The 19,889-nt window shown below is 61.3% G+C and carries 18 protein-coding genes; 14 read left to right on the forward strand and 4 right to left on the reverse strand.

Going from position 1 to position 19,889, the window contains the following annotated elements; all coding sequences use genetic code 11:
* Positions 1 to 805 precede the first annotated feature (805 nt).
* A complete protein-coding gene (locus BXU06_RS14140) occupies positions 806 to 2,107 on the reverse strand; it encodes a DUF3422 family protein (RefSeq protein ID WP_077300983.1) in 1,302 nt (433 codons plus the stop codon).
* A 242-nt stretch (positions 2,108 to 2,349) separates the two neighbouring features.
* Between BXU06_RS14140 and BXU06_RS14145 the strand changes: the two genes are divergently transcribed.
* From BXU06_RS14145 to BXU06_RS14155, 3 genes are all read left to right on the forward strand, one after another.
* Positions 2,350 to 3,339: a sulfate ABC transporter substrate-binding protein gene (locus BXU06_RS14145; RefSeq protein ID WP_077300986.1), complete on the forward strand. Its 990-nt coding sequence runs from the start codon at positions 2,350 to 2,352 to the stop codon at positions 3,337 to 3,339.
* A 123-nt stretch (positions 3,340 to 3,462) separates the two neighbouring features.
* Positions 3,463 to 4,464: a sulfate ABC transporter substrate-binding protein gene (locus tag BXU06_RS14150; RefSeq protein WP_077300989.1), complete on the forward strand. Its 1,002-nt coding sequence runs from the start codon at positions 3,463 to 3,465 to the stop codon at positions 4,462 to 4,464.
* 19 nt (positions 4,465 to 4,483) lie between these two features.
* Positions 4,484 to 5,371, forward strand: coding sequence for an EAL domain-containing protein (locus BXU06_RS14155; RefSeq protein WP_171982227.1), 888 nt, complete (start codon positions 4,484 to 4,486; stop codon positions 5,369 to 5,371).
* Here the strand turns inward: BXU06_RS14155 and BXU06_RS14160 are convergent.
* On the reverse strand, positions 5,338 to 6,666 hold the full coding sequence (locus tag BXU06_RS14160) for a HipA domain-containing protein (protein ID WP_077300995.1): 1,329 nt from the start codon (positions 6,664 to 6,666) through the stop codon (positions 5,338 to 5,340). The two genes, BXU06_RS14155 and BXU06_RS14160, sit on opposite strands and share 34 nt — an antisense overlap.
* Before the next feature lies 1 nt (position 6,667).
* On the reverse strand, positions 6,668 to 6,973 hold the full coding sequence (locus tag BXU06_RS14165; protein ID WP_077300998.1) for a helix-turn-helix domain-containing protein: 306 nt from the start codon (positions 6,971 to 6,973) through the stop codon (positions 6,668 to 6,670).
* A gap of 331 nt (positions 6,974 to 7,304) precedes the next feature.
* Here BXU06_RS14165 and cysT point away from each other — a divergent pair, with 331 nt between their 5' ends.
* The 6 genes from cysT to BXU06_RS14195 all read left to right on the forward strand — a co-directional run bounded on the left by cysT (position 7,305) and on the right by BXU06_RS14195 (position 13,903).
* On the forward strand, positions 7,305 to 8,138 hold the full coding sequence (gene cysT, locus BXU06_RS14170) for a sulfate ABC transporter permease subunit CysT (protein WP_077301001.1): 834 nt from the start codon (positions 7,305 to 7,307) through the stop codon (positions 8,136 to 8,138).
* A 51-nt stretch (positions 8,139 to 8,189) separates the two neighbouring features.
* Positions 8,190 to 9,143, forward strand: coding sequence for a sulfate ABC transporter permease subunit CysW (gene cysW, locus BXU06_RS14175; RefSeq protein ID WP_077301004.1), 954 nt, complete (start codon positions 8,190 to 8,192; stop codon positions 9,141 to 9,143).
* 32 nt (positions 9,144 to 9,175) lie between these two features.
* A complete protein-coding gene (locus BXU06_RS14180; RefSeq protein ID WP_077301007.1) occupies positions 9,176 to 10,249 on the forward strand; it encodes a sulfate/molybdate ABC transporter ATP-binding protein in 1,074 nt (357 codons plus the stop codon).
* Between the two features lie 496 nt (positions 10,250 to 10,745).
* The gene (locus BXU06_RS14185) at positions 10,746 to 11,555 is read left to right on the forward strand and encodes a hypothetical protein (protein WP_077301010.1); all 810 of its coding nucleotides are present in this window, start codon (positions 10,746 to 10,748) and stop codon (positions 11,553 to 11,555) included.
* A gap of 139 nt (positions 11,556 to 11,694) precedes the next feature.
* Positions 11,695 to 12,774, forward strand: a complete 1,080-nt coding sequence (locus tag BXU06_RS14190) for a BMP family ABC transporter substrate-binding protein (protein WP_077301013.1) — start codon at positions 11,695 to 11,697, stop codon at positions 12,772 to 12,774.
* 103 nt (positions 12,775 to 12,877) lie between these two features.
* On the forward strand, positions 12,878 to 13,903 hold the full coding sequence (locus tag BXU06_RS14195) for an adenosine deaminase (protein ID WP_077301016.1): 1,026 nt from the start codon (positions 12,878 to 12,880) through the stop codon (positions 13,901 to 13,903).
* Positions 13,904 to 13,932: 29 nt separating this feature from the next.
* Here the strand turns inward: BXU06_RS14195 and BXU06_RS14200 are convergent, their stop codons facing one another.
* Positions 13,933 to 14,847, reverse strand: coding sequence for a LysR family transcriptional regulator (locus BXU06_RS14200; protein WP_077301019.1), 915 nt, complete (start codon positions 14,845 to 14,847; stop codon positions 13,933 to 13,935).
* A gap of 108 nt (positions 14,848 to 14,955) precedes the next feature.
* Between BXU06_RS14200 and BXU06_RS14205 the strand changes: the two genes are divergently transcribed.
* The 5 genes from BXU06_RS14205 to BXU06_RS14225 all read left to right on the forward strand — a co-directional run bounded on the left by BXU06_RS14205 (position 14,956) and on the right by BXU06_RS14225 (position 19,847).
* Positions 14,956 to 15,849 carry an MBL fold metallo-hydrolase gene (locus BXU06_RS14205; protein ID WP_171982229.1) on the forward strand — a complete coding sequence of 298 codons (894 nt, stop codon included), beginning with the start codon at positions 14,956 to 14,958 and terminating at the stop codon, positions 15,847 to 15,849.
* Positions 15,850 to 15,940: 91 nt separating this feature from the next.
* Positions 15,941 to 16,630: a DsbA family protein gene (locus BXU06_RS14210; protein WP_077301022.1), complete on the forward strand. Its 690-nt coding sequence runs from the start codon at positions 15,941 to 15,943 to the stop codon at positions 16,628 to 16,630.
* Positions 16,631 to 17,136: 506 nt separating this feature from the next.
* Positions 17,137 to 17,868 (forward strand): TRAP transporter substrate-binding protein DctP, encoded by a 732-nt coding sequence (gene dctP / locus BXU06_RS14215; RefSeq protein WP_077301025.1) that lies wholly within the window; start codon positions 17,137 to 17,139, stop codon positions 17,866 to 17,868.
* A gap of 108 nt (positions 17,869 to 17,976) precedes the next feature.
* The gene (locus tag BXU06_RS14220) at positions 17,977 to 18,516 is read left to right on the forward strand and encodes a TRAP transporter small permease (protein WP_077301028.1); all 540 of its coding nucleotides are present in this window, start codon (positions 17,977 to 17,979) and stop codon (positions 18,514 to 18,516) included.
* A 2-nt stretch (positions 18,517 to 18,518) separates the two neighbouring features.
* On the forward strand, positions 18,519 to 19,847 hold the full coding sequence (locus BXU06_RS14225) for a TRAP transporter large permease (protein WP_077301031.1): 1,329 nt from the start codon (positions 18,519 to 18,521) through the stop codon (positions 19,845 to 19,847).
* Positions 19,848 to 19,889: the final 42 nt, after the last annotated feature.

The raw sequence follows: 19,889 nt of genomic DNA on the forward strand, positions 1-19,889 counted from the left end.
AGCTAACAAAAACTCAGCGCAGCGGTTCTGACGACTAGACCGCTTTCGGCTGAACCTTACCAAAACTTGTCGTTCCCGCGCAGCCGGGAACCCAGGCCGCGCCACCGCGTGCGCCGTGGGCGTGGGGCAGGTGGGACGGTCGTGAGCGCATACCCCCGCTGCACGCTGTGGATGCCCCTGGATTCCCGCCTGCGCGGGAATGACGGGGTGGGGCGCAGAAGATAGTTCGCTGTGGCAAAGTAAAGCTTTGTTTTAACAGAAATTAAACCAAGATACCCGGCATGAACTTGCTCGTATGAACCCTTGTGTTTCAACGTGACTGACGACTAGACCGCTTTCGGCTGAACCTTACCAAAACTTGTCGTTCCCGCGCAGGCGGGAACCCGGACCGCGCCACCGCGTGCGCCGTGGGCGTGGGGCAGGTGGGACGGTCGTGAGCGCATACCTCCGCTGCACGCTGTGGATGCCCCTGGATTCCCGCCTGCGCGGGAATGACGAGTGGGGCGCAGAAGACAGTTCGCTGTGGCAAAGTAAGGCTTTGTTTTAACAGAAATTAAACCAAGATGCCCGGCATGAACTTGCTCGTATGAACCCTTGTGTTTCAACGTGACTGACGACTCGACTGCTTTCGGTTGAATCTCACCTTACGTGTCGTTCCCGCGCAGGCGGGAACCCAGACCGTGCCACCGCGTGCGCCGTGGGCGTGGCGCATGGCGGGACGGTCGTGAGAACTCATACCCGCTGCACGCTGTGGATGCCCCTGGATTCCCGCCTGCGCGGGAATGACGATTTTTTCAGCGTGTCCTTAATGTCCGAGGTTTTTCTTCATTTTCTGTGTGCCCCACCACACCCCGGCGGCCACCAGTGGAATGGCCAGGCCGGTAGTCAGCTCCGGGTTGATTGGCATGCCGGCCACTTTCAGCGCCTTGGCCACATAGCCAATCAGGCCCACGGCATAGTAGGTGAGCACCCCCACCGACAGTCCTTCCACGGTTTCCTGCAGCCGCAACTGCAGCTCGGCGCGGCGGTCCATCGACGCCAGCAGCGCCTGATTCTGCCCCTGCAGCGCCACCTCCACCCGCGTGCGCAGCAGCGCCGTGGCGCGCTGGATGCGCGCGGCCAGCTGGGTTTGCCGGCTGCTGACGGTTTCGCAGGTGGCCATGGCCGGGGCCAGACGGCGGATGGTGAATTCACGAAACGGCTGCACCCCGCCCAGCCGGGCTTCGCGCAGTTCCTCGATGCGCCGCTCCACCTGACGGAAATACGCCTGCGCTGCCGAAAAACGGTACTGGGTGCTGGAAATCACGTCTTCCAGATCGGCGGCCAGTTCGGTCAGCTGGTCTAGCAGCGCATCATCACCACTGCGCGAGCCCGCCTGGCCGCTCATCTTGGCGGTGAGTTCGCGCATGCGGCTGCCCAGCGTGTCCATGGTGCGCATCTGCGCCTTGGCCACCGGCAGCGCCAGCAGGGCCAGCATGCGGTAGGTTTCCAGCTCGAACAGCCGCTGCAGCATGCGCCCGCGCTGCGATGGGCTCATGCCGTAATCCAGCACCAGCAGGCGGGTGACCCCTGCGCCCAGATTGCGGTCGGGATGCAGGCGCAGGTCGGTCAGCGCCAGTGCATTGCCGTCGCCAATGCTGGCACCGATCAGGTCATTGCCGGCAAACCATTGCTGCGCCAGCGTTTCGGTGTCGGCGTGGCCGGCGTCTTCCTGCGGCAGGATGACGGCGTGAATCGCCACCAGCAGCGGGTCGGGCTGATTGGCCAGCCAGTCCAGTGGCAACCCTTCAAACGCGCTGTCGGCAAATGGTTCGCCAGTGCGTCCCCGGCGCAGCAGGGTGTAGCGGGCAAATTCGGTGTGCAGCCCCCAGTTCAGGCGCAGGCCGGGCAGTTCGGCCTGGTATTGCACCGCGTCTGCTGCGGGCAGCGGCAGGCCCAGTTGCTCGGCCAGGCGCGCCAGCGAGGCGCGCTGGCTGCCGCCGTCGCCGTCAAAGAAAAACGCCAGGGAGGTGACCTGCGCCGGCGAGGGCACCGAGGTGGAGGTGCGCGCGTGCGCTTCGTTGTTCAGCAGCTGGCGCTGCGGATGCAGGAAAAAGGTGTCGGTCATGGTGTGGTGATGACGGAAGCTCAAAAGGGAAAGACGTCTGGCGCACTGTGCGCACACTAAAACAGCGGTTTGATATTGGCAATGCGCCTGGGGTGCCGCTGGTTAGCGGCTCGGCCATTGGGTATATCACCGTTTAGACTGTTTTGCTATTAGCAATTGGTATCTAGTTTTTTCTGGCTATATAAAAATCCCGGATACTGGCCCTCGACATCCGCACACCCCGTAATCTGTCAGGAGCCATCATGAAAACCAAATTGTCACTGCTTGTGGCCGGCGCGCTGGTCCTCGCCCCGTCGGCGTGGGCAGCCTCGCTGCTGAATGTGTCCTACGACCCCACCCGCGAACTGTACAAGGAAATCAACCCGGCCTTTATCCAATCCTGGCAGAGCCAGACCGGTGAAACGCTGACCATTCAACAATCACACGGTGGTTCTGGCAAGCAGGCGCGCTCGGTGATTGACGGGCTGACTGCTGACGTGGTGACGCTGGCGCTGGCGCACGACATTGATGAAATTGCCGAAAAAACCAAGCTCTTGCCTAGCAATTGGCAGGCCCGCCTGCCGCACAACAGCTCGCCGTACACTTCCACCATCGTTTTTCTGGTGCGCAAGGGCAACCCCAAAGCCATCAAGGACTGGAACGACCTGGTCAAGCCGGGCGTGCAGGTGATTACCCCCAACCCGAAAACCTCGGGCGGCGCACGCTGGAATTATCTGGCCGCCTGGGGCTATGCGCTGAAACAGCCGGGTGGCAACGAAGCCAAGGCGCGTGACTTCGTCAAGGCACTGTTCAAGAACGTGCCGGTGCTGGATACCGGCGCGCGTGGCTCGACCATGACCTTTGTCGAACGCGGCATTGGCGATGTGCTGCTGGCCTGGGAAAACGAAGCCCTGCTGGCCAAGAAGGAACTTGGCCCGGAAAAATTCGACATCATTGCGCCGCCGCTGTCGATTCTGGCTGAACCCCCCGTGGCCGTGGTGGACAAGAATGCCGAGAAAAAAGGCACGCTCAAGCAGGCCAACGCCTATCTGAAGTTCCTCTATACCCCACAAGCACAGACCATCATTGCCGAAAACTACTTCCGCCCGATCGACCCGACGGTGGCCGCCAAGTACGCCACCCAGTATCCGAAGGTGAAGCTGTTCAATATTCAGGACCTGGGCGGCTGGCGCAAGGCGCAGACCGTGCATTTCAGCGATGGCGGGGTCTTTGACCAGATCAACGTCCGCTAAGCCGGTCTCTGCCGTATTCTTGCGCCCTGTGCCATCCGGACAGGGCGTGATCTTTCGCATCTGGCCCCGTGCGCTGCCTACCCGCAGGCCGGGCCGTGTTGCCTGAATTTTGAGGAAAACGTCATGTTTCGCGCCACTCTTCGTCGTGTTGCCCTGTTATGTGCGCTGGTGTCCGGGTCGGTGTGGGCCGATGCCACCCTGCTGAATGTCAGCTACGATGTCACCCGTGACTTCTATAAGGATTACAATCCGGAATTCCAGCGCTACTGGAAGGCCAAAACCGGCGAGACCGTCACCCTGCAGCAGTCGCATGGCGGCTCCAGCAAGCAGGCGATGAGCGTGGTGGCCGGGCTGGCGGCGGACGTGATCACCATGAACCAGGCCCCGGATATCGACCTGCTGGCGGAACGCGGCCAGCTGGTGCCGGTTAACTGGCAACAGCGCCTGCCGGACAATAGCTCGCCGTTTACCTCGACCATTGTGTTCATCGTGCGTCAGGGTAACCCCAAGGCCATCAAGGATTGGGCCGACCTGGCCCAGCCTGGTGTGCAGGTGGTGGTGCCCAATCCGAAAACCAGTGGCAATGGCCGTTACACTTATCTGGCGGCCTGGGGGCAGGCCCAGCTGACCGGCAATGCCGCGCAGGCGCAGGACTACGTCAAGCGGCTGTTTGCCAATGTGCCGGTGCTGGATGCCGGTGGCCGCGCCGCCACCACCACCTTCATGCAGCGCCAGATTGGCGATGTGCTGGTGACGTTTGAAAACGAAGCCGAAATGGTGGCCCGCGAGTTTGGTCGCGGCAGCTTTGAAGTGGTTTACCCGAAAGTGTCCATCCTGGCGGAAAACCCGGTGAGCGTGGTAGATAGCGTGGTGGATAAAAAAGGCACGCGCAAGGTGGCCCAGGCTTATCTGGAATACCTGTGGAGCCCGGCAGGCCAGGAATTGGCCGCACAAAACTACCTGCGCCCGCGCAACCCGGATATTTTGAAAAAATACGCCAAACAGTTTCCGCCGCTGCGCACGTTTTCGGTGGAACACACCTTTGGCAGCTGGCGCAAGGCGATGGACACCCACTTCCGCGATGGCGGACTGTTCGACCAGCTGTACACCAAAAAACCCACTTGAGCAGGGAGATGGAAACACCATGACCGACATCGCGCCAAATTTTGTGGACTGGCTGAATGCGCGCTTCATTCAGCAAGGGGCTGAAGTGGAGTTTCGTCACGACGGCCACAGCATTGCCGCCCACGGTTTTGGCGTGGCGCTCGGTTCTGCCTTCCAGCCCATTATTGGCGCGGTTTCCGGGCGCACGCTGGGCTGGGAAGGCCTGGTGCGTCCGCGCAACCTGGCAGGCCAGGCCCTGCCAGTGGCGGCGTTTCTCGACAACTTTGCCACCGGCAATGAAATGGCCAGGGTAGACCGCATCTGCCGCAGCCTGCACCTGGCCAACTTTGTTCGCGCCGCACCCAGCGACGGCTATCTATTCCTCAATCTGCATCCACGCCACCTGCTCAGTACCCGCCACCATGGCGAAGTGTTTGCCCGCATTGCCGAGGCCGCCAATGTGCCGCCCCAGCGCATTGTGATGGAAATCCTCGAACACAAAACCTCGGACGAAGCCCAGCTGGCCGAAGCGGTCAAGGCGCTGAAAGCCCGGGGTTTCCTGATTGCGCTGGACGACTTTGGCCAGGAAGGCCACAGCGTGCACTACGACCGGCTGACCGCGCTGAAACCCAATATCGTCAAGTTCGACCGCAGCCTGATTGCCGGCGGCAGCGACGCGCGCCAGTACCTGCTGCGCCGGCTGGTGGGGGCCGTGCATGCCTTGGGTGCCACGGTGGTGGCCGAAGGGGTGGAAACCGACATCGAAGCCAATATGGCGCGCGAGGCCGGGGTGGACATGCTGCAGGGCTATCTGATTGGCCGACCGCATGGCGAGCTGAGCGAGGGGCGCTTGCCGGAGGGGGAGACTGCGCCTGTTTCATCGTACGCACCCACTCACACATACGCCCACATTTCAGCAATGCCCTGAACCATATTGCTCAGTTGCTTGCATTGCTTCCCGATGTGCTCACTGATGGCATGCACCACGCGTGCTTCCGCTCCTTCATTGACCGCTATCGCGCCGATGTGCTGACGGGCCTGTGCGGTTTGCTTGATGAGGCGGGTCAGTTCGTGTTGCAGCAGCCTGACGGGAATGTCTGCCTGTTTGGCAAAATTTGCCCACTCGTAGGCGCACAGTGCCGCTGGGTCAAAGGCGTCGCCAATTGCCATGGCATAGGTGTCTGCCAGATTAAGATCAGCGTAAGGGTGCGCGCATACCAAGTCGTAGGCTGGTGCCAGGCTTAATCCGCCTGGCCCGGTTTTGAAGCTCAGGTTTTTGGCATGGGCATCGGTATTGCTGATCAGCACTTGAAAAATAACCCAGCGCAGCAAGGCCAGGCGCTCAAGTGCCGGGCGGGCGCTACACTTCAATACCTCAAACAGTTTGGGCAATGAGGCTCCCGCCCGATACTCCCGCACATCTCGTCCATCGCCGTGTGGACGCTCATATTTTGCCGCTACTGCCAGCCCGAGCGCCTGGCAGCCGTCGATGACTGGCTGGCGCTGGATTGCGCCAGTGTGCAGGCGTAGGCGGTCGAAACGTTCAATCAGCAATACCGGTTCTGGAATATGCCACAGGGTCACTGGCGCAACGGCCAAACCTGCTGCCTGGGCCAGGCGCATGCAATAGAATTCATTGCTGGTCAGCCCAGCCAACTGCGGGTTGAGGGGGTCTGGCTTCAGGATGTGTGTGGATGCCAGCGCCGGGCCATCCGCCAGCGCCCACTCGCCCGGGGCTGTTTCGTGGACGGCCAGTTTGTCCTGATAGCCGGCGATGGAAAGGCGTACTTTCTTATCCCAGATGGAAAAAGCCTGTTCGCGCCGTTTCTGGATGCGTTCGGACAGCTCTTCCCACGGTACCGGGCGCAAGCTGCTGACAGCGGGCTGAGCCTGATCGGGGGGCACAATCCGCAAGGCACCGGCAGATTCACCACCAATCACCGCCAGTAGGCCCAGCACGCTGGTTTTGGATACCGCACACAGAATCGACACATCGTCCAGTGCCTGACCTTCTGGCAGCAAGTTTTCAAAGAAGGTGCGCACTGCGCGGCTATGGGCTTCCGCACTGTGTGCAATGGGTATCAGGGGTAGCGATGGGCACAGGGCAAATGCATCGGTGCGGTTTAGCCAATCTGAGCTGTATTCAAAGGCATACTGATTGGCGTGGATATCGTGTGCAAGCCATCCCATAAAGGCGTTGTCCATCCAGACTTCCAGGCGCATTTCATGCCTCCTTGGCGGGCACTGGCTCGCTGCTCAGCAGCCGTCTGACGCGTTCTTGCTGCTCGCTCTGAATCGCAAACAACGATACCCCCAGCGCTCTGGCTACCATCATGACCGTGCCCAGCCCTACCGTGGCCGGATTGGTTTCAATGTTCTGCATGGTTTGTTTGGCCACGCCCACGCTGAGTGCGGCTTCTTCCAGCGTGAGGCCGCTTTGGGTGCGCGCCGCACGGATATGTGCGCCCAGTTCCTGCGCGTTGGCAAGCAGTGGGTTGGTCGGCGTGGGCAGGGGTTTCACGCTTTTCATGAGGGATCCTGACGTTGGGGGCAGCCGATGACCAGAATAGCAATATAAATCCTATTGTAGTAGGTTAATAGTGGTGATTATCGCGGATTCTGAATTAAATCCTAATTTAGTGGGATTTAAACTGAGGTGACTCCGCGGGCAAAATGACGCGTTTTCCACTGTTCAAACGGCTTTATTGTCCTGCGAGCAAGCACACGCTGGCTTCCCGATACCTCCCCTGCTGTTCTTTTAGATCTTCTTATTATAAAAAACACACTCATAAGCTTTGACCGTTCCTAGCGATCCCCAGTGTAATCAGGCCTTCCGTGACCTGATTCTGGCAAATGCTCCCATGCAACTCAAACAACACAGTGTGCTTCCCGGCTTTGGCCTGGGCCTGGGCTACAGCCTGTTCTGGCTGTGTCTGATCGTGCTGCTGCCGCTGGCGGCGCTGGTGCTGAAAAGCGGCATGCTCGGAATAGAAGCCTTCTGGACCACCGTCACCACCGATCGGGTGCTGGCTTCCTTGCGGCTGTCGTTTGGCGCGTCGCTGCTGGCGGCGGGGCTGAATGCGGTGTTTGGCCTGCTGGTGGCCTGGGTGCTGGTGCGCTATCCGTTTCCCGGCAAGCGGCTGATTGATGCACTGGTGGATTTGCCGTTTGCCCTGCCCACGGCGGTGGCCGGCATTGCGCTGACCACACTGTATGCGCCCAATGGCTGGTTTGGCCAGTTGCTCACCCCGCTGGGCATCAAGGTGGCGTTTACCCCGCTGGGGATTGTGGTGGCGCTCACCTTCATCGGCCTGCCGTTTGTGGTGCGCACGGTGCAACCGGTGCTGCAGGATCTGGAACCCGAGCTGGAAGAAGCCGCCACTTGCCTGGGCGCGCGGCGCTGGCAGATTGTGCGCCGGGTGATTTTTCCGGCGGTGCTGCCCGCGCTGCTGACTGGCTTCACCCTGGCCTTTGCCCGCGCCACCGGTGAATTTGGCTCGGTCATCTTTATTGCCGGCAATATCCCCATGGTGTCGGAAATTACCCCCTTGCTGATCATCAGCAAGCTGGAGCAGTACGACTACGCCGGTGCCAGCGCGATTGCGGTGCTGATGCTGGGCATCTCGTTTGCCATGCTGCTGACCATCAACCTGATTCAGTGGTGGGCCAGCCGCCGTCCAGGCCTGGCGCGCTGATTTCCCCTGGTGTGCTCCGACCCCCTGTTGCTTACCTTTCGAGGATTTTCCATGCATGCAATTTCTGCGGCGGACGCCCGCACTCAGTCCACCACCGAACCGGCACCGGTGCGCTGGCTGCTGACGGGCGTGGCACTGTGTTATCTGGCGATTTTTTTGCTGACGCCGTTGGTCAGCGTGTTTTACGAAGCCCTGTCCAAGGGTGTGGCGCTGTACTGGGCGGCACTGATCGACCCGGAGGCGCGTTCGGCCATCGAGCTGACGCTGTGGGCCACATTGATTGCCGTACCGCTGAACCTGGTGTTTGGCGTGGCGGCGGCGTGGGCGATTGCCAAGTTTGAGTTTCGCGGCAAGCAGGTGCTGATCACCCTGATTGACCTGCCGTTTTCGGTGTCGCCGGTGGTGGCCGGGCTGATCTACGTGCTGCTGTTTGGCGCACAAGGCTGGCTGGGGCCCTGGCTGTCGGCACACGACGTGAAAATCATTTTTGCCATCCCCGGCATTGTGCTGGCCACGGTGTTTGTCACCTTTCCGTTTGTCGCCCGCGAGCTGATTCCGCTGATGCAGGCGCAGGGTACCGATGAAGAACAGGCGGCGCTGGTGCTGGGTGCATCGGGCTGGCAAACCTTTTACCGGGTGACGCTGCCGAATATCAAATGGGGCCTGCTGTATGGGGTGATCTTGTGTACTGCCCGGGCGATGGGCGAGTTTGGCGCGGTCAGTGTGGTGTCCGGGCATATTCGCGGCGAAACCAACACCATTCCGCTGCATGTGGAAATTTTGTACAACGAATACAACTTTGTCGGCGCCTTTGCCTGCGCCTCGCTGCTGGCGCTAACCGCCTTGCTGACGCTGGGGCTGAAGTCGCTGGTGGAATGGCGCGCCAGCCGTCCGGCGGCCAGCCGGGCCATCCCGACCGAAGTGCTGGCCCGCGCCGCAGCCAGCCCTGCTGCCGACGCGCCAGGTGCCCCGGCGGCCCGGCTGCCGATGGCTGAAACCTACTGATTGCCCCGTCGACTTGCTTCCAGGATACGACCATGAGTATTGAAATCCGCAACCTGCGTAAAACCTTTGGCCAGTTCGACGTGCTCAAGGAACTGAGCCTCACCGTTGAATCTGGCGAACTGCTCGCCCTGCTCGGCCCGTCCGGGTGTGGCAAAACCACCTTGCTGCGCATCATTGCCGGTCTGGAAACCGCCGACGCCGGCCAGGTGCTGTTTCACGGCGAAGACGCCACCCAGCGTACCGTGTCCGAGCGCCAGGTGGGCTTTGTGTTCCAGCATTACGCGCTGTTCCGCCATATGACCGTGTTTGACAATGTCGCGTTTGGCCTGAGCGTGCGCCCGCGCGCCAGCCGGCCCAGCAAGCTGGAGATCCGCGAACGGGTGATGCGCCTGCTGAAACTGGTGCAGCTGGACTGGCTGGCCGATGCCTACCCGGACCAGTTGTCCGGTGGCCAGCGCCAGCGCATTGCCCTGGCACGCTCGCTGGCGGTGGAACCCAGCGTGCTGTTGCTAGATGAACCGTTTGGCGCGCTGGACGCCAAGGTGCGCAAGGATTTGCGTCGCTGGCTGCGTCAGCTGCACGACGACATCCACCTGACCAGCGTGTTTGTCACCCACGACCAGGAAGAAGCGCTGGAAGTGTCTGACCGCGTGGTGGTGATGAACCGTGGGGTGATTGAGCAGGTGGGCCGTCCGGAAGAGATTTACGAACACCCGGCCAGCCCGTTTGTCACCCAGTTTCTGGGCGATGTGAACCTGTTCCATGGCCGGGTCAACGTCAATCAAGTGGAAATTGGCGATTACGCCCATCCGCTGGAAACTTCAGTCAGCCACCATGGCAATGGCGACGCCAGCATTTATATCCGCCCGCACGACCTGGCGCTGAGTCGCGAGCCGGGCCAGGCGCTGGCCACCGGCACGGTGGAGCATATCCACACCGTCGGCCCGATTGTGCGGGTGGAGCTGCGCCGGCAGGGCAGCGGCGATTTGATCGACGCCGCGCTGACCCGCGACGACTACCAGACTTTGCGGCTGATGTTGGGCGATACGGTGTATGTGCGCCCGCGCAAGCTGGCGGTGTTTCTGGATGATGGGGCGAATATTTGAGGATACGCTGAGAACGGGGGCATTGCCGCGAAGGGGGGCTCCAGGGTGTTGATTTTACTGGATGTTACTTTTGGCAAACACGACTTTCTGAACCAGTCAGCGCGTCCTTAAGCAAGGCTGAAAACCTCGTTGCCTGGCGCAACTGGGTTAAGCGCCGCTCACAAAACCCTCCTGGCGTTGTTGCGCGGCCTTGCCGTATTGCTTGTACTGTCTGCGGCCGCACGCCTAGCCAGGCGCGCTGCGCTGAGTTTCGTGAGCGGCTCTCATCCCGACGCACAGCCCCCGCCTGGCACCTTGCACGGCCCGCTGGCATGACGCTGGCGGGCCGTGGCGTTTGCAGGGGGACGCTCAAGCGTGACCAATACGGGGGCGTTGTTCCGGATGCGCGCCCTGATTCAGCCTGCGGTGCGTCATTCATGCGCTTGTTCCACTCCGCCCGCGTCCCGACGACTGTTGTATGATGGCGCAATCCCCCAACCCTCGCGAAATCCCTGCCATGAATCTTGTCACCTACCTGGGCAAACAGGTGCTGGGCGTGCTGGCCAGCTATCGGAACGGCGATATCGCCGTGGACATCTGCGGCGTATACCCGCAATGGGACAACCGTCTGCGGGTGTTTTTTCCGCGCGGCCACAGCCTGCAAGTGGGCGAACTGGCCACCCTGCATCTGGACAATCGCAGCGGGGTGGACGAGTTTGACTCGGCCATCCGTGTTTACCGCGCCTCGTACAAAGGCCGGGTGCTCAGCGTGGAAGACGATTGGGCGCTGCTGGAGCCGCGCGAGTGCGTGCTGATGCACAGCTTTACCCCAGCGGTGGAAATCACCGAACCGGGCTATGCCTTTCCGCCCGATGCCCGTCCGGAGCACCCGGTGCCCGTCTCGCCGCTGGTCAACTTGCCACGCATCGAGGGCCGCGATCGGGAAAACAAGGTGGGCGTGCTGATCACCCAGGCACAAGAACAGCCGCACACCACCGTGCTGGCGTTCTTGTCCAGCGAAGACGACGACATCTTTTTGATCACCTTCCCGGAAACCTTCAAGTCGCGCCTGCTCAAGCGCAACCCGCACTGCTTTTTTGTGATGGACGAACGCGCCACCTTTACCTTTGAGCGTGCCATCCAGTGGAACTACACCATCATCGAAGGCGACGCCCACCAGATTGCCAACGGCAGCGCGCTGTTCGAATCGGTGCGCCAGGCCTTCATCGACAAGAATCCGTGGGAGCTGCCATTTTTCCTGCGCGAAGACCTGGAGATGTACCACATCCGCTGCCAGCGCGTGGTGTGCCCCGGCATTCGCCACTGAGCCGGCGCGCCGGTATGCCGCTGGCGCATACTGGTCATCACGCCAGCCAGATGGGAAACCCCGGCTGGCCTTGTTACAGTGTGATGACCTGTAGCCTTGTTCCGATTTTTTTTTGTTTATTTCAGCTAAGGAAAACACCATGTTGCTGTCCCGTCTGAAAACCCTGGCCGTCGCGCTGACGGTGGCTGTTTCCGGCCTGGGCGCGGCCCATGCCGCTGACCCGGTCAAGGCCGGCTTTGTTTATATCGGCCCGACTGGCGACCACGGCTGGACCTACGCCCACGACGTGGGCCGCAAGGCGCTGGAAGCCCAGTCTGGCGGCAAAGTGGCCACCACCTTTGTCGAAAACGTGCCGGAAACCGCCGACGCTGAGCGGGTATTCCGCGACCTGGCGCAAAAAGGCCATAAAGTGGTGTTTGGCACCTCGTTTGGCTACATGAACCAGATGGTGAAAGTGGCCAAAGCCTTCCCCAACACCATCTTCATGCACGCCACCGGCTACAAAACCAGCGCCAACCTGGGCGTGTACGACGTGCGCACCTACGAAGGTGCCTACATGCTGGGCGTGGTGGCCGGCAAGATGAGCAAGGGCAACAAGCTGGGCGTGGTGGCCTCCATCCCCATTCCGGAAGTGATCCGCAACATCAACGCCTTCACCCTGGGCGCGCGCAGCGTCAACCCGGCCATCACCACCCGCGCCATCTGGGTGAATGCCTGGTTTGACCCGGGCAAGGAACGCGAAGCCGCCCTGGCGCTGATTTCGCAAGGCTGTGACGTGCTGATGCAGAACACCGATTCGCCCGCCGTGGTGCAGGCCGCGCAGGAAAAAGGCGTGCTGGCGTTTGGCTGGGATTCCGACATGAGCAAGTTTGGCGGCAAGGCCCACCTGGCTGCTTCGGTGCTGAACTGGGGGGTGATCTACAAGAAAACCCTGGACGAAGTGCAAGCCGGCACCTGGAAAACCGGCGACCTGTGGTGGGGCGTGAAAGAAGGCGCGGTGAATATCGACAACTTTGGCCCGGCAGTGCCTGCCGACGTCAAGAAGCTGGCCGAACAACGCCGCGACGCCATCAAGGCCGGCAAGCTGCACCCGTTTGGCGGCCCGATCAAGGATCAGTCCGGCAAGGAAGTGCTGGCCAGCGGCAAAAGCTATACCGATGCCGAGCTGAAAAAAATGAGCTTCTACGTGCAAGGCGTGGAAGGCAATATTCCCAAGTGATCCAGCTTGCCTGAGCGATCCTGAAGGGCGTTTGCCCTGTTCTGCATCACGCCACGGCTGCCCTGCGCCCGTGGCGTGATGCGTTATCCCCAAGGAGTTTTTCATGACCGCAACCGCCGACACCGCCCTGCAACTGGCACTGAGCATGCCCAAGGCTGAACTGCATGTGCATATCGAAGGCACGCTGGAGCCCGATCTGGCCTTTGCCCTGGCCCGACGCAACGGTATTACCCTGCCCTACGCCGACGAAGCCGCCCTGGCCGCCGCCTACGATTTCGACAGCCTGCAATCCTTCCTCGATCTGTATTACGCCTGTGCCGACGTGCTGCGCACCGCAGACGACTTCCGCGACCTGATGCTCGCCTATCTGGAGCGTGCCGCCGCCGACCATGTGATCCACGCTGAAATTTTCTTCGACCCGCAAACCCACACCGCGCGCGGCATTCCGTTTGCCACCGTGCTCGACGGCCTGGAAGACGGCCTCAAACAGGGCCAGGCGTGCTGGGGCATCAGTGGCCGGCTGATTCTGTGCTTTTTGCGCCATCTGAGCGAAGCCGACGCCTTTGCCACCCTGGCCGAAGCCGAACCGCATCTGGCCCGTATTGACGGCTTTGGCCTGGATTCCTCAGAACAAGGCAACCCGCCCAGCAAGTTCCAGCGCGTTTTTGCCCGCTGCCGCGAGCTGGGCAAACCGGTGGTGGCGCACGCTGGTGAGGAAGGCCCGCCAGAGTACATCAGCCAAGCCCTCGATTTGCTTGGCTCGACACGTATCGATCACGGCGTGCGCGCCCTTGAGGATGCCGCCGTGGTCGAACGCCTGGTGCGCGAAGGCGTGCCACTGACGGTGTGCCCGCTGTCGAATATCCGGCTTTGCGTGTTCAAGGACATGACCGAGCACACCTTGGGCAAGCTGTTGGCGCAGGGGGCCAAGGTCACGCTGAACAGCGACGACCCGGCGTATTTTGGCGGGTATCTGAACGACAACATCCGCGCCGTGCAGGCGGCGTTTCAGTTTGACGTGGCGACCTGGAAACAACTGGCAAAAAACAGCTTTGAGGCGAGTTTTGCCAGCGATGCCGCAAAAGCCCGCTGGATTGAGCAGCTGGATGCGTGCTTTACGCCAGCTTGAGGCCGCAAGGGTGTTCGGGCACCTGCACTTCAAATCTTGAGGTGTCGGTCCCATGGTGCGGGGTCCCCGCTGAACCGCGCCGCCAGAAAATCCACCAGCAGGCGCAAGGCCAGTGGCTGGTGCTGGCGTGACAGATAAATGGCGTGGATGCCCAGCACCTCTGGTGCATATTCAGGCAGCAGCGGAATCAGATGCCCACTGCGCAGGTCGTCTCCCAGGTAATAGGTGGGCAGCATGCCAATGCCGGCTCCGGACAATACCGCCCGGCGCAGGACGGCGGTTTCGTTGGTGTGAAAGCGCCAAGTGACCGGCACGCTGATGGTTTCGTCATCCCGGGTCAGGCGGTATTGCTTGCCAATTCCAAAGGCATGGGCAATGCAATGGTGCTGGCGTAAATCTTCTGCGCTGCGCGGCATCCCATGGCGTTGTAAATACGCCGGGGCGGCACACAGCATGGAGCGACAGCGCGCCAGTGGTCGCGCAATGATCGTGGGGTCCAGCGTGTTGGTGGTGCGCACCGCCAGATCTACCCGCTCAGCCACCAGGTCGGTGGGTTTGTCGCCGACGGACAGCACGATTTCCACCTGCGGATACAGCGCCTGAAATTCAATCAGCGCTGGCGTCAGCTGGGCGTCGGCAAACGAGCCGGACGTGGTCACGCGCAGCAGGCCGGCGGGCTCACGGTTGCGCTGCGCGGCAATGTCGCGCGCTTCTTCGGCAAGGCCCAGCATTTGCCGGCAGGCGGGCAGCGCGGCCAGGCCGGCATCGGTGAGGCTGACCTTGCGCGTGGTCCGGTGCAGCAAGCGGGCATCGAACCAGTCTTCAACGGCGGCGAGGTAGCGGCTGACCATGGCCACCGACATGTCCAGGTGCTCGGCGGTCTGCGTCAGGCTGCCCCGGTCAGCAATCTCGACAAAAACCTGTACGGCAGTCAGGCGGTCCATTTTATTAATCCATGCAATAAACAATCAACTGATCTGAACTTTATCAATTATTTTGCAAAATATAAAGTGCGTGTCACCCCCATTGTTTATCGCTTCAAGGAGATCTCCATGGCCCATACCCGCACCCTTACCCACCTGGTTTTTTCTGCCCTGATGACGCTGGGCATGGTGGCGGCAACCGCTGCCCACGCCGAAGTGACCGCCCCGCTAAAGCTCAAGATTTACCACGCCGACAGCGAGAGCTTCCACGTCAATGCCGTGGTGGTCAGCGGCAAGAGCGAGGCCATGGTGATTGACACCGGCTTTACCCGTGCCGATGCGTTGCGCGTTGCCGCCAATGTGCTCGACAGCGGCAAAACACTGAAAACCATCTTCATCAGCAACGCCGACCCGGACTTTTATTTTGGTGCCGAGGTGTTGAAAGGCATTTTTCCGCAGGCCCAGGTGCTGACCACTCCGGCAGTGCGCGCACAGATCCAGGCCAAGCTGGCTGACAAGGTGGCTTTCTGGGGGCCGAAGATGGGGGCCAACGCCCCCCAACAGCCCATCGTGCCAGACCTGCTGCCAGGCAATACGCTGACGGTGGATGGCGAAACCATCGAAGTGCGCGGCACCACCGGTGAGCTGGCGCATCGCCCCTATGTGTGGATTCCGTCGATCAAGACCATCACCGGCAATATTGCCATTTTCAGCAATTTGCATGTGTGGACGGCTGACACCCAAAAAGCCAGCGAACGCCGGGCATGGATTGCGCAGTTGAATGAAATTGAAGCACTCAAGCCCGCCACGGTGGTGCCCGGCCACATGACCGCCGGCAGCGCACTCAACGCCAGCGCCATCCGCTATACCCGCAACTATCTGCAGCGCTTTGATGCCGAAGCAGCCAAGGCCAAGACCGGGGCCGAGCTGATCCGGGCGATGACCAAAGCGTATCCGAAAGCTGGTGAAGTGATGGCGCTCGACATTGGTGCCAAGGTCAACAAGGGCGAAATGAAGTGGTAATCGGCCCGGTCTGGCCCAAATCGCCCCGACAGGCGTTGCGGGCCAGGCAAACCGGCCTTTACCCCACAAGACATATTGATTGGAGTCCCGGATGAGCACCCTGCATTACCTCTACGATCCGCTCTGCGGCTGGTGCTACGGTGCCGCGCCGCTGGTCAGCGCTGCGCGCCAAGTCATCACCGTTCAGGCGCACGGCGGCGGCATGATGACCGGTGCCAACCGCCAGCAGGTGACGCCGCAACTGCGCGCCTACGTCCAGCAACACGATGCGCGCATCGCGCAACTGACCGGCCAGGCCTTCGGCCCGGCCTATGTTGACGGCCTGCTGCACGCCAGCGATGTGATGCTCGATTCCGAGCCGCCCACGGTGGCCATCCTGGCTGCTGAAGCGATCGCCGGGCGTGGGCTGGACATGCTGGCAAAACTGCAGATCGCGCATTACGTCGAAGGCCGCCGGATTGCCGAACCTGCCACGCTGCTTGAGATCGCTACCGAACTCGGCCTCAATACGCAGGCCTTTGCCGCAGCGTTCGCGCAACATTCTGGTGCCGCCGTCCAGCGCCATATCGAGGAAACCCGGCATTTGATGGAAGAGGTTGGTGCCCGTGGTTTTCCCTCATTTGTACTCGAAACCAATGGCGTCTTGCAGGGCATTGATATCGGGGGCTACTTGGGCCAGCCGCAAGCTTTTCAGGATTGGTTGCGTAGCCGGGTTTGGATACCGGGGGGCGGGAGTGCCGGTGATGCGCCGGTCTGCGACATTAATGGTTGTGCGATCTGAAGCGGGGAGGGGCTGGATGGTTTGTGGCTGGTTCTCGGCCAAAGCAGTCATTGCTTGATGTAACTGGCAATGACTGCTTTTGTCTGAACAGTGTCGTGCTCTAATCTTTTCGAACAATCCGATAGATGGATCAATCCCCCCACCCCAAGAACATCGAACATGCCACAAACCCGTCGCAACTTCACCGCCGAGTTCAAACTCGAAATCGCCTAAAAAATCGTCGACCAATAACACAACATCGCAGAGCTCTGCCGCGACCCTGGACTCGGCGAAACCGCTGTCTGGCGCTGGGCGGCCCAATACCGCGCTGAACTCAGTGACCAACCAAACCACTGACCCCAGACCAGCAACGCATCCGGCAACCTGAAGCTGAACTGCGCTCGCGCCGGGTGATTGTCTGGGCGACGGAGCCACACATGCGCGTCGAACAGGCTGATCATGGTGCCCGTGCAGGCTTGAGCGGCTGACTCCCTATCGGGGTGTTCGAAAAAACTTGACCAGTACACGTGTATTTCTATGCGCGTGCATTTGAGCTGCCGTTCATGGTCAGCGATGCCACCTCGGGCAGCCGTGCGGTGTGGAAATACTACCAGCAACACGCACAAAAAGAATTTGCCGCCTACAAGGTGCTGGCGTTTCAGGTGGATGGCGGCCAGGCGGTGAACACTGCCAAGCGTGAGGTGAAAACCCTGGCCGACTGGCAGGGATTGAAGCTGCGCAGCTCCACCCGCCTGGGGGCCAAAACGCTGGCGGCGCTGGGCGGCTCGCCGGTGGCCATGCCGCCGGCGCAGGTGACCGAGGCTATCGCCAAAGGCGTGGTGGATGGCGCGCTGGGTGCCTGGGAAATGGTGATTCCCACCAAGATCAACGAGGTGGCCAAGTTCCACAGCCAGCCGGTGGCTGGCCAGCCCTATCCCACCGCCACGGTGCTGATGGTGCTGATGAACAAGCAAAAGTTTGATGGCCTGCCTGCCGACCTGAAAGCCATCATCGACAAGCACAGCGGCGCGGTAATGGTGGACAAGCTGGGGCAAACCTTTGACGACGAAGCGGCCGCTGCGCGCAAGAAGATTGCCGCCCAGGGCAACAAGATTGCCGAGTTCAGCGCCAGCGAGCTGGCGGCCATGAAAAAAGCCAGCGCCGGGGTGGAGCAAGAATGGGTTCAGCAACTGAACGCCAAGGGGCTGGATGGCGCCGCGCTGGCGGCGGCGGCCCGCGAGCTGGCCGGCAAGAAGTAATGCAGCCCGGCGGGCCGGCAACAACCCAGGCGCTGGCGGTGATCCCGCCAGGGGCACACCGCCCCGTCTGGCTGCCGGCCCGGTTGATGACCCACAAGGGAGATTGAAATGCACGATCCAATGGGCCTGCCCCACCAACTGGTTGAACACGACCGGACGGAGCACTGGCTGATTCTTGCCAGCAAAGCCATGGCGGTATCCGGGGGGCTGTTGTTTGTCGGGCTGATTGCCATGTCGCTGGTGTCGATCATTGGCCGCAAGCTGGGCTTTGGCTCGGTCAACGGCGACATCGAACTGATGCAGGCTGGCACCGCCGTGGCGGCGTCGGCGTTTTTACCGTATTGCACCTTGCTGGGGGAGCACATCAAGGTGGATTTCTTTACTGAAAACATGCGTGCCTCGCGCAAGCGCCCGATTGATGGCGTGGCCGAGCTGTTATTGGCCGGTGTGGCCGGCGTGCTGGCCTGGCGCACCCTGCTGGCCGCCGAGGCCATTCACGAAGCGGGCGAAGTCACCACGCTGGTGTCGCTGCCAGTGTGGATGCCCACTCTGGCGCTGGTGCCGGGGCTGGCGCTGATGGCGCTGTGCGCGCTGTATCGGGCCTGGGCGTCGTTCAAGCCAAATAAAACCCTGCCGGGGAGAGCATGAGCATGAGTGGCACCACTGTAGGCTTGATCGGATTTGCCGTGCTGCTGGCCATGCTGGCGGTGCGGGTACATATTGCCGTGGCGATGTTTTTAACCGGATCGGGCATTTATCTGGTGATCAACGCCGGGATGATGGATGGCTTGCTGTATACGCTGAATAATCTGGTGTATGCGCGGGTGTCCAATTACGACCTGGCGGTGATTCCGCTGTTTATCCTGATGGGCCAGTTTGCCACCCATGGCGGCTTGTCCAAGGCGCTGTTCAAGGCGGCGGGGGCCTTGATTGGCCACTGGCGCGGCGGGCTTGCCATGGCGGCCACGGCGGCGTGTGCGGCGTTTGGTGCCATTTGTGGTTCGTCGCTGGCCACCGCCGCCACCATGGGCCAGGTGGCGCTGCCCGAGCTGCGCGCGCATGGCTATTCTGGCCGGCTGGCCACCGCCACGCTGGCGGCGTCGGGCACGCTGGGCATCATGATTCCGCCGTCGGTGCCGCTGGTGATTTACGCGGTGCTGACCCAGGAATCCATCGGCAAGCTGTTTGTCGCCGCCGTGGTGCCGGGCATTCTGGCGGCGCTGGGGTATTTGCTGGTGATTGCCATCATTGTGCGCCGCGACCCGAGCGCTGGCCCAGCCGGTGAAAAAACCCCGTTTGCCGAGATGATCCGGGCGCAGATCAACATCATTCCGGTGCTGCTGGTGTTTCTGGTGGTGATTGTCGGTATCTACGGCGGCTGGGCCAACCCGACCGAAGCCGCGTCGATTGGCGCGGCGGCCTGCGGCGTGCTGGCGGTGGTCACTGGCGGCATGCGCAGCAAGGGCTTTCTGGACAGCATTTACGGCACGGCGCACGCCACCGGCATGATTTTTATGGTGCTGATCGGTGCGGACTTGCTGAACGCCAGCCTGGCGCTGTCGCAAATGCCCGGTGAGCTGGCGCACTGGGTGAAGGATAGCGGCCTGCCGCCGTTGTTGGTGCTGTTGTCCATTCTGCTGATCTACATTCTGCTGGGTTGCGTGATGGATTCGCTGGCAATGATCCTGCTGACCATCCCGATTTTTTACCCGATGATCATGGGCCTGGACTTCTTCGGCATGCCAGTGGAAGACAAATCGGTGTGGTTTGGCATTCTGGCGCTGATGGTGGTGGAAATCGGCCTGGTGCATCCACCGGTGGGGATGAATCTGTACGTGATCAACAAGCTGGCCAAGGACGTGCCAATGAAGGAAACCGCCATCGGGGTGATGCCCTTCCTGGCGTCGGACTTCCTGCGCATCATCCTGCTGGTGTTTGTGCCGGGGCTGAGTCTGGCGCTGGTGCACTGGCTGGGCTAACCCGTTGGCGCGACGCCCGGCATACCGGGTGTCGCGCCATGC

Source organism: Aquaspirillum sp. LM1 (assembly GCF_002002905.1).
Taxonomy (GTDB): domain Bacteria; phylum Pseudomonadota; class Gammaproteobacteria; order Burkholderiales; family Aquaspirillaceae; genus Rivihabitans.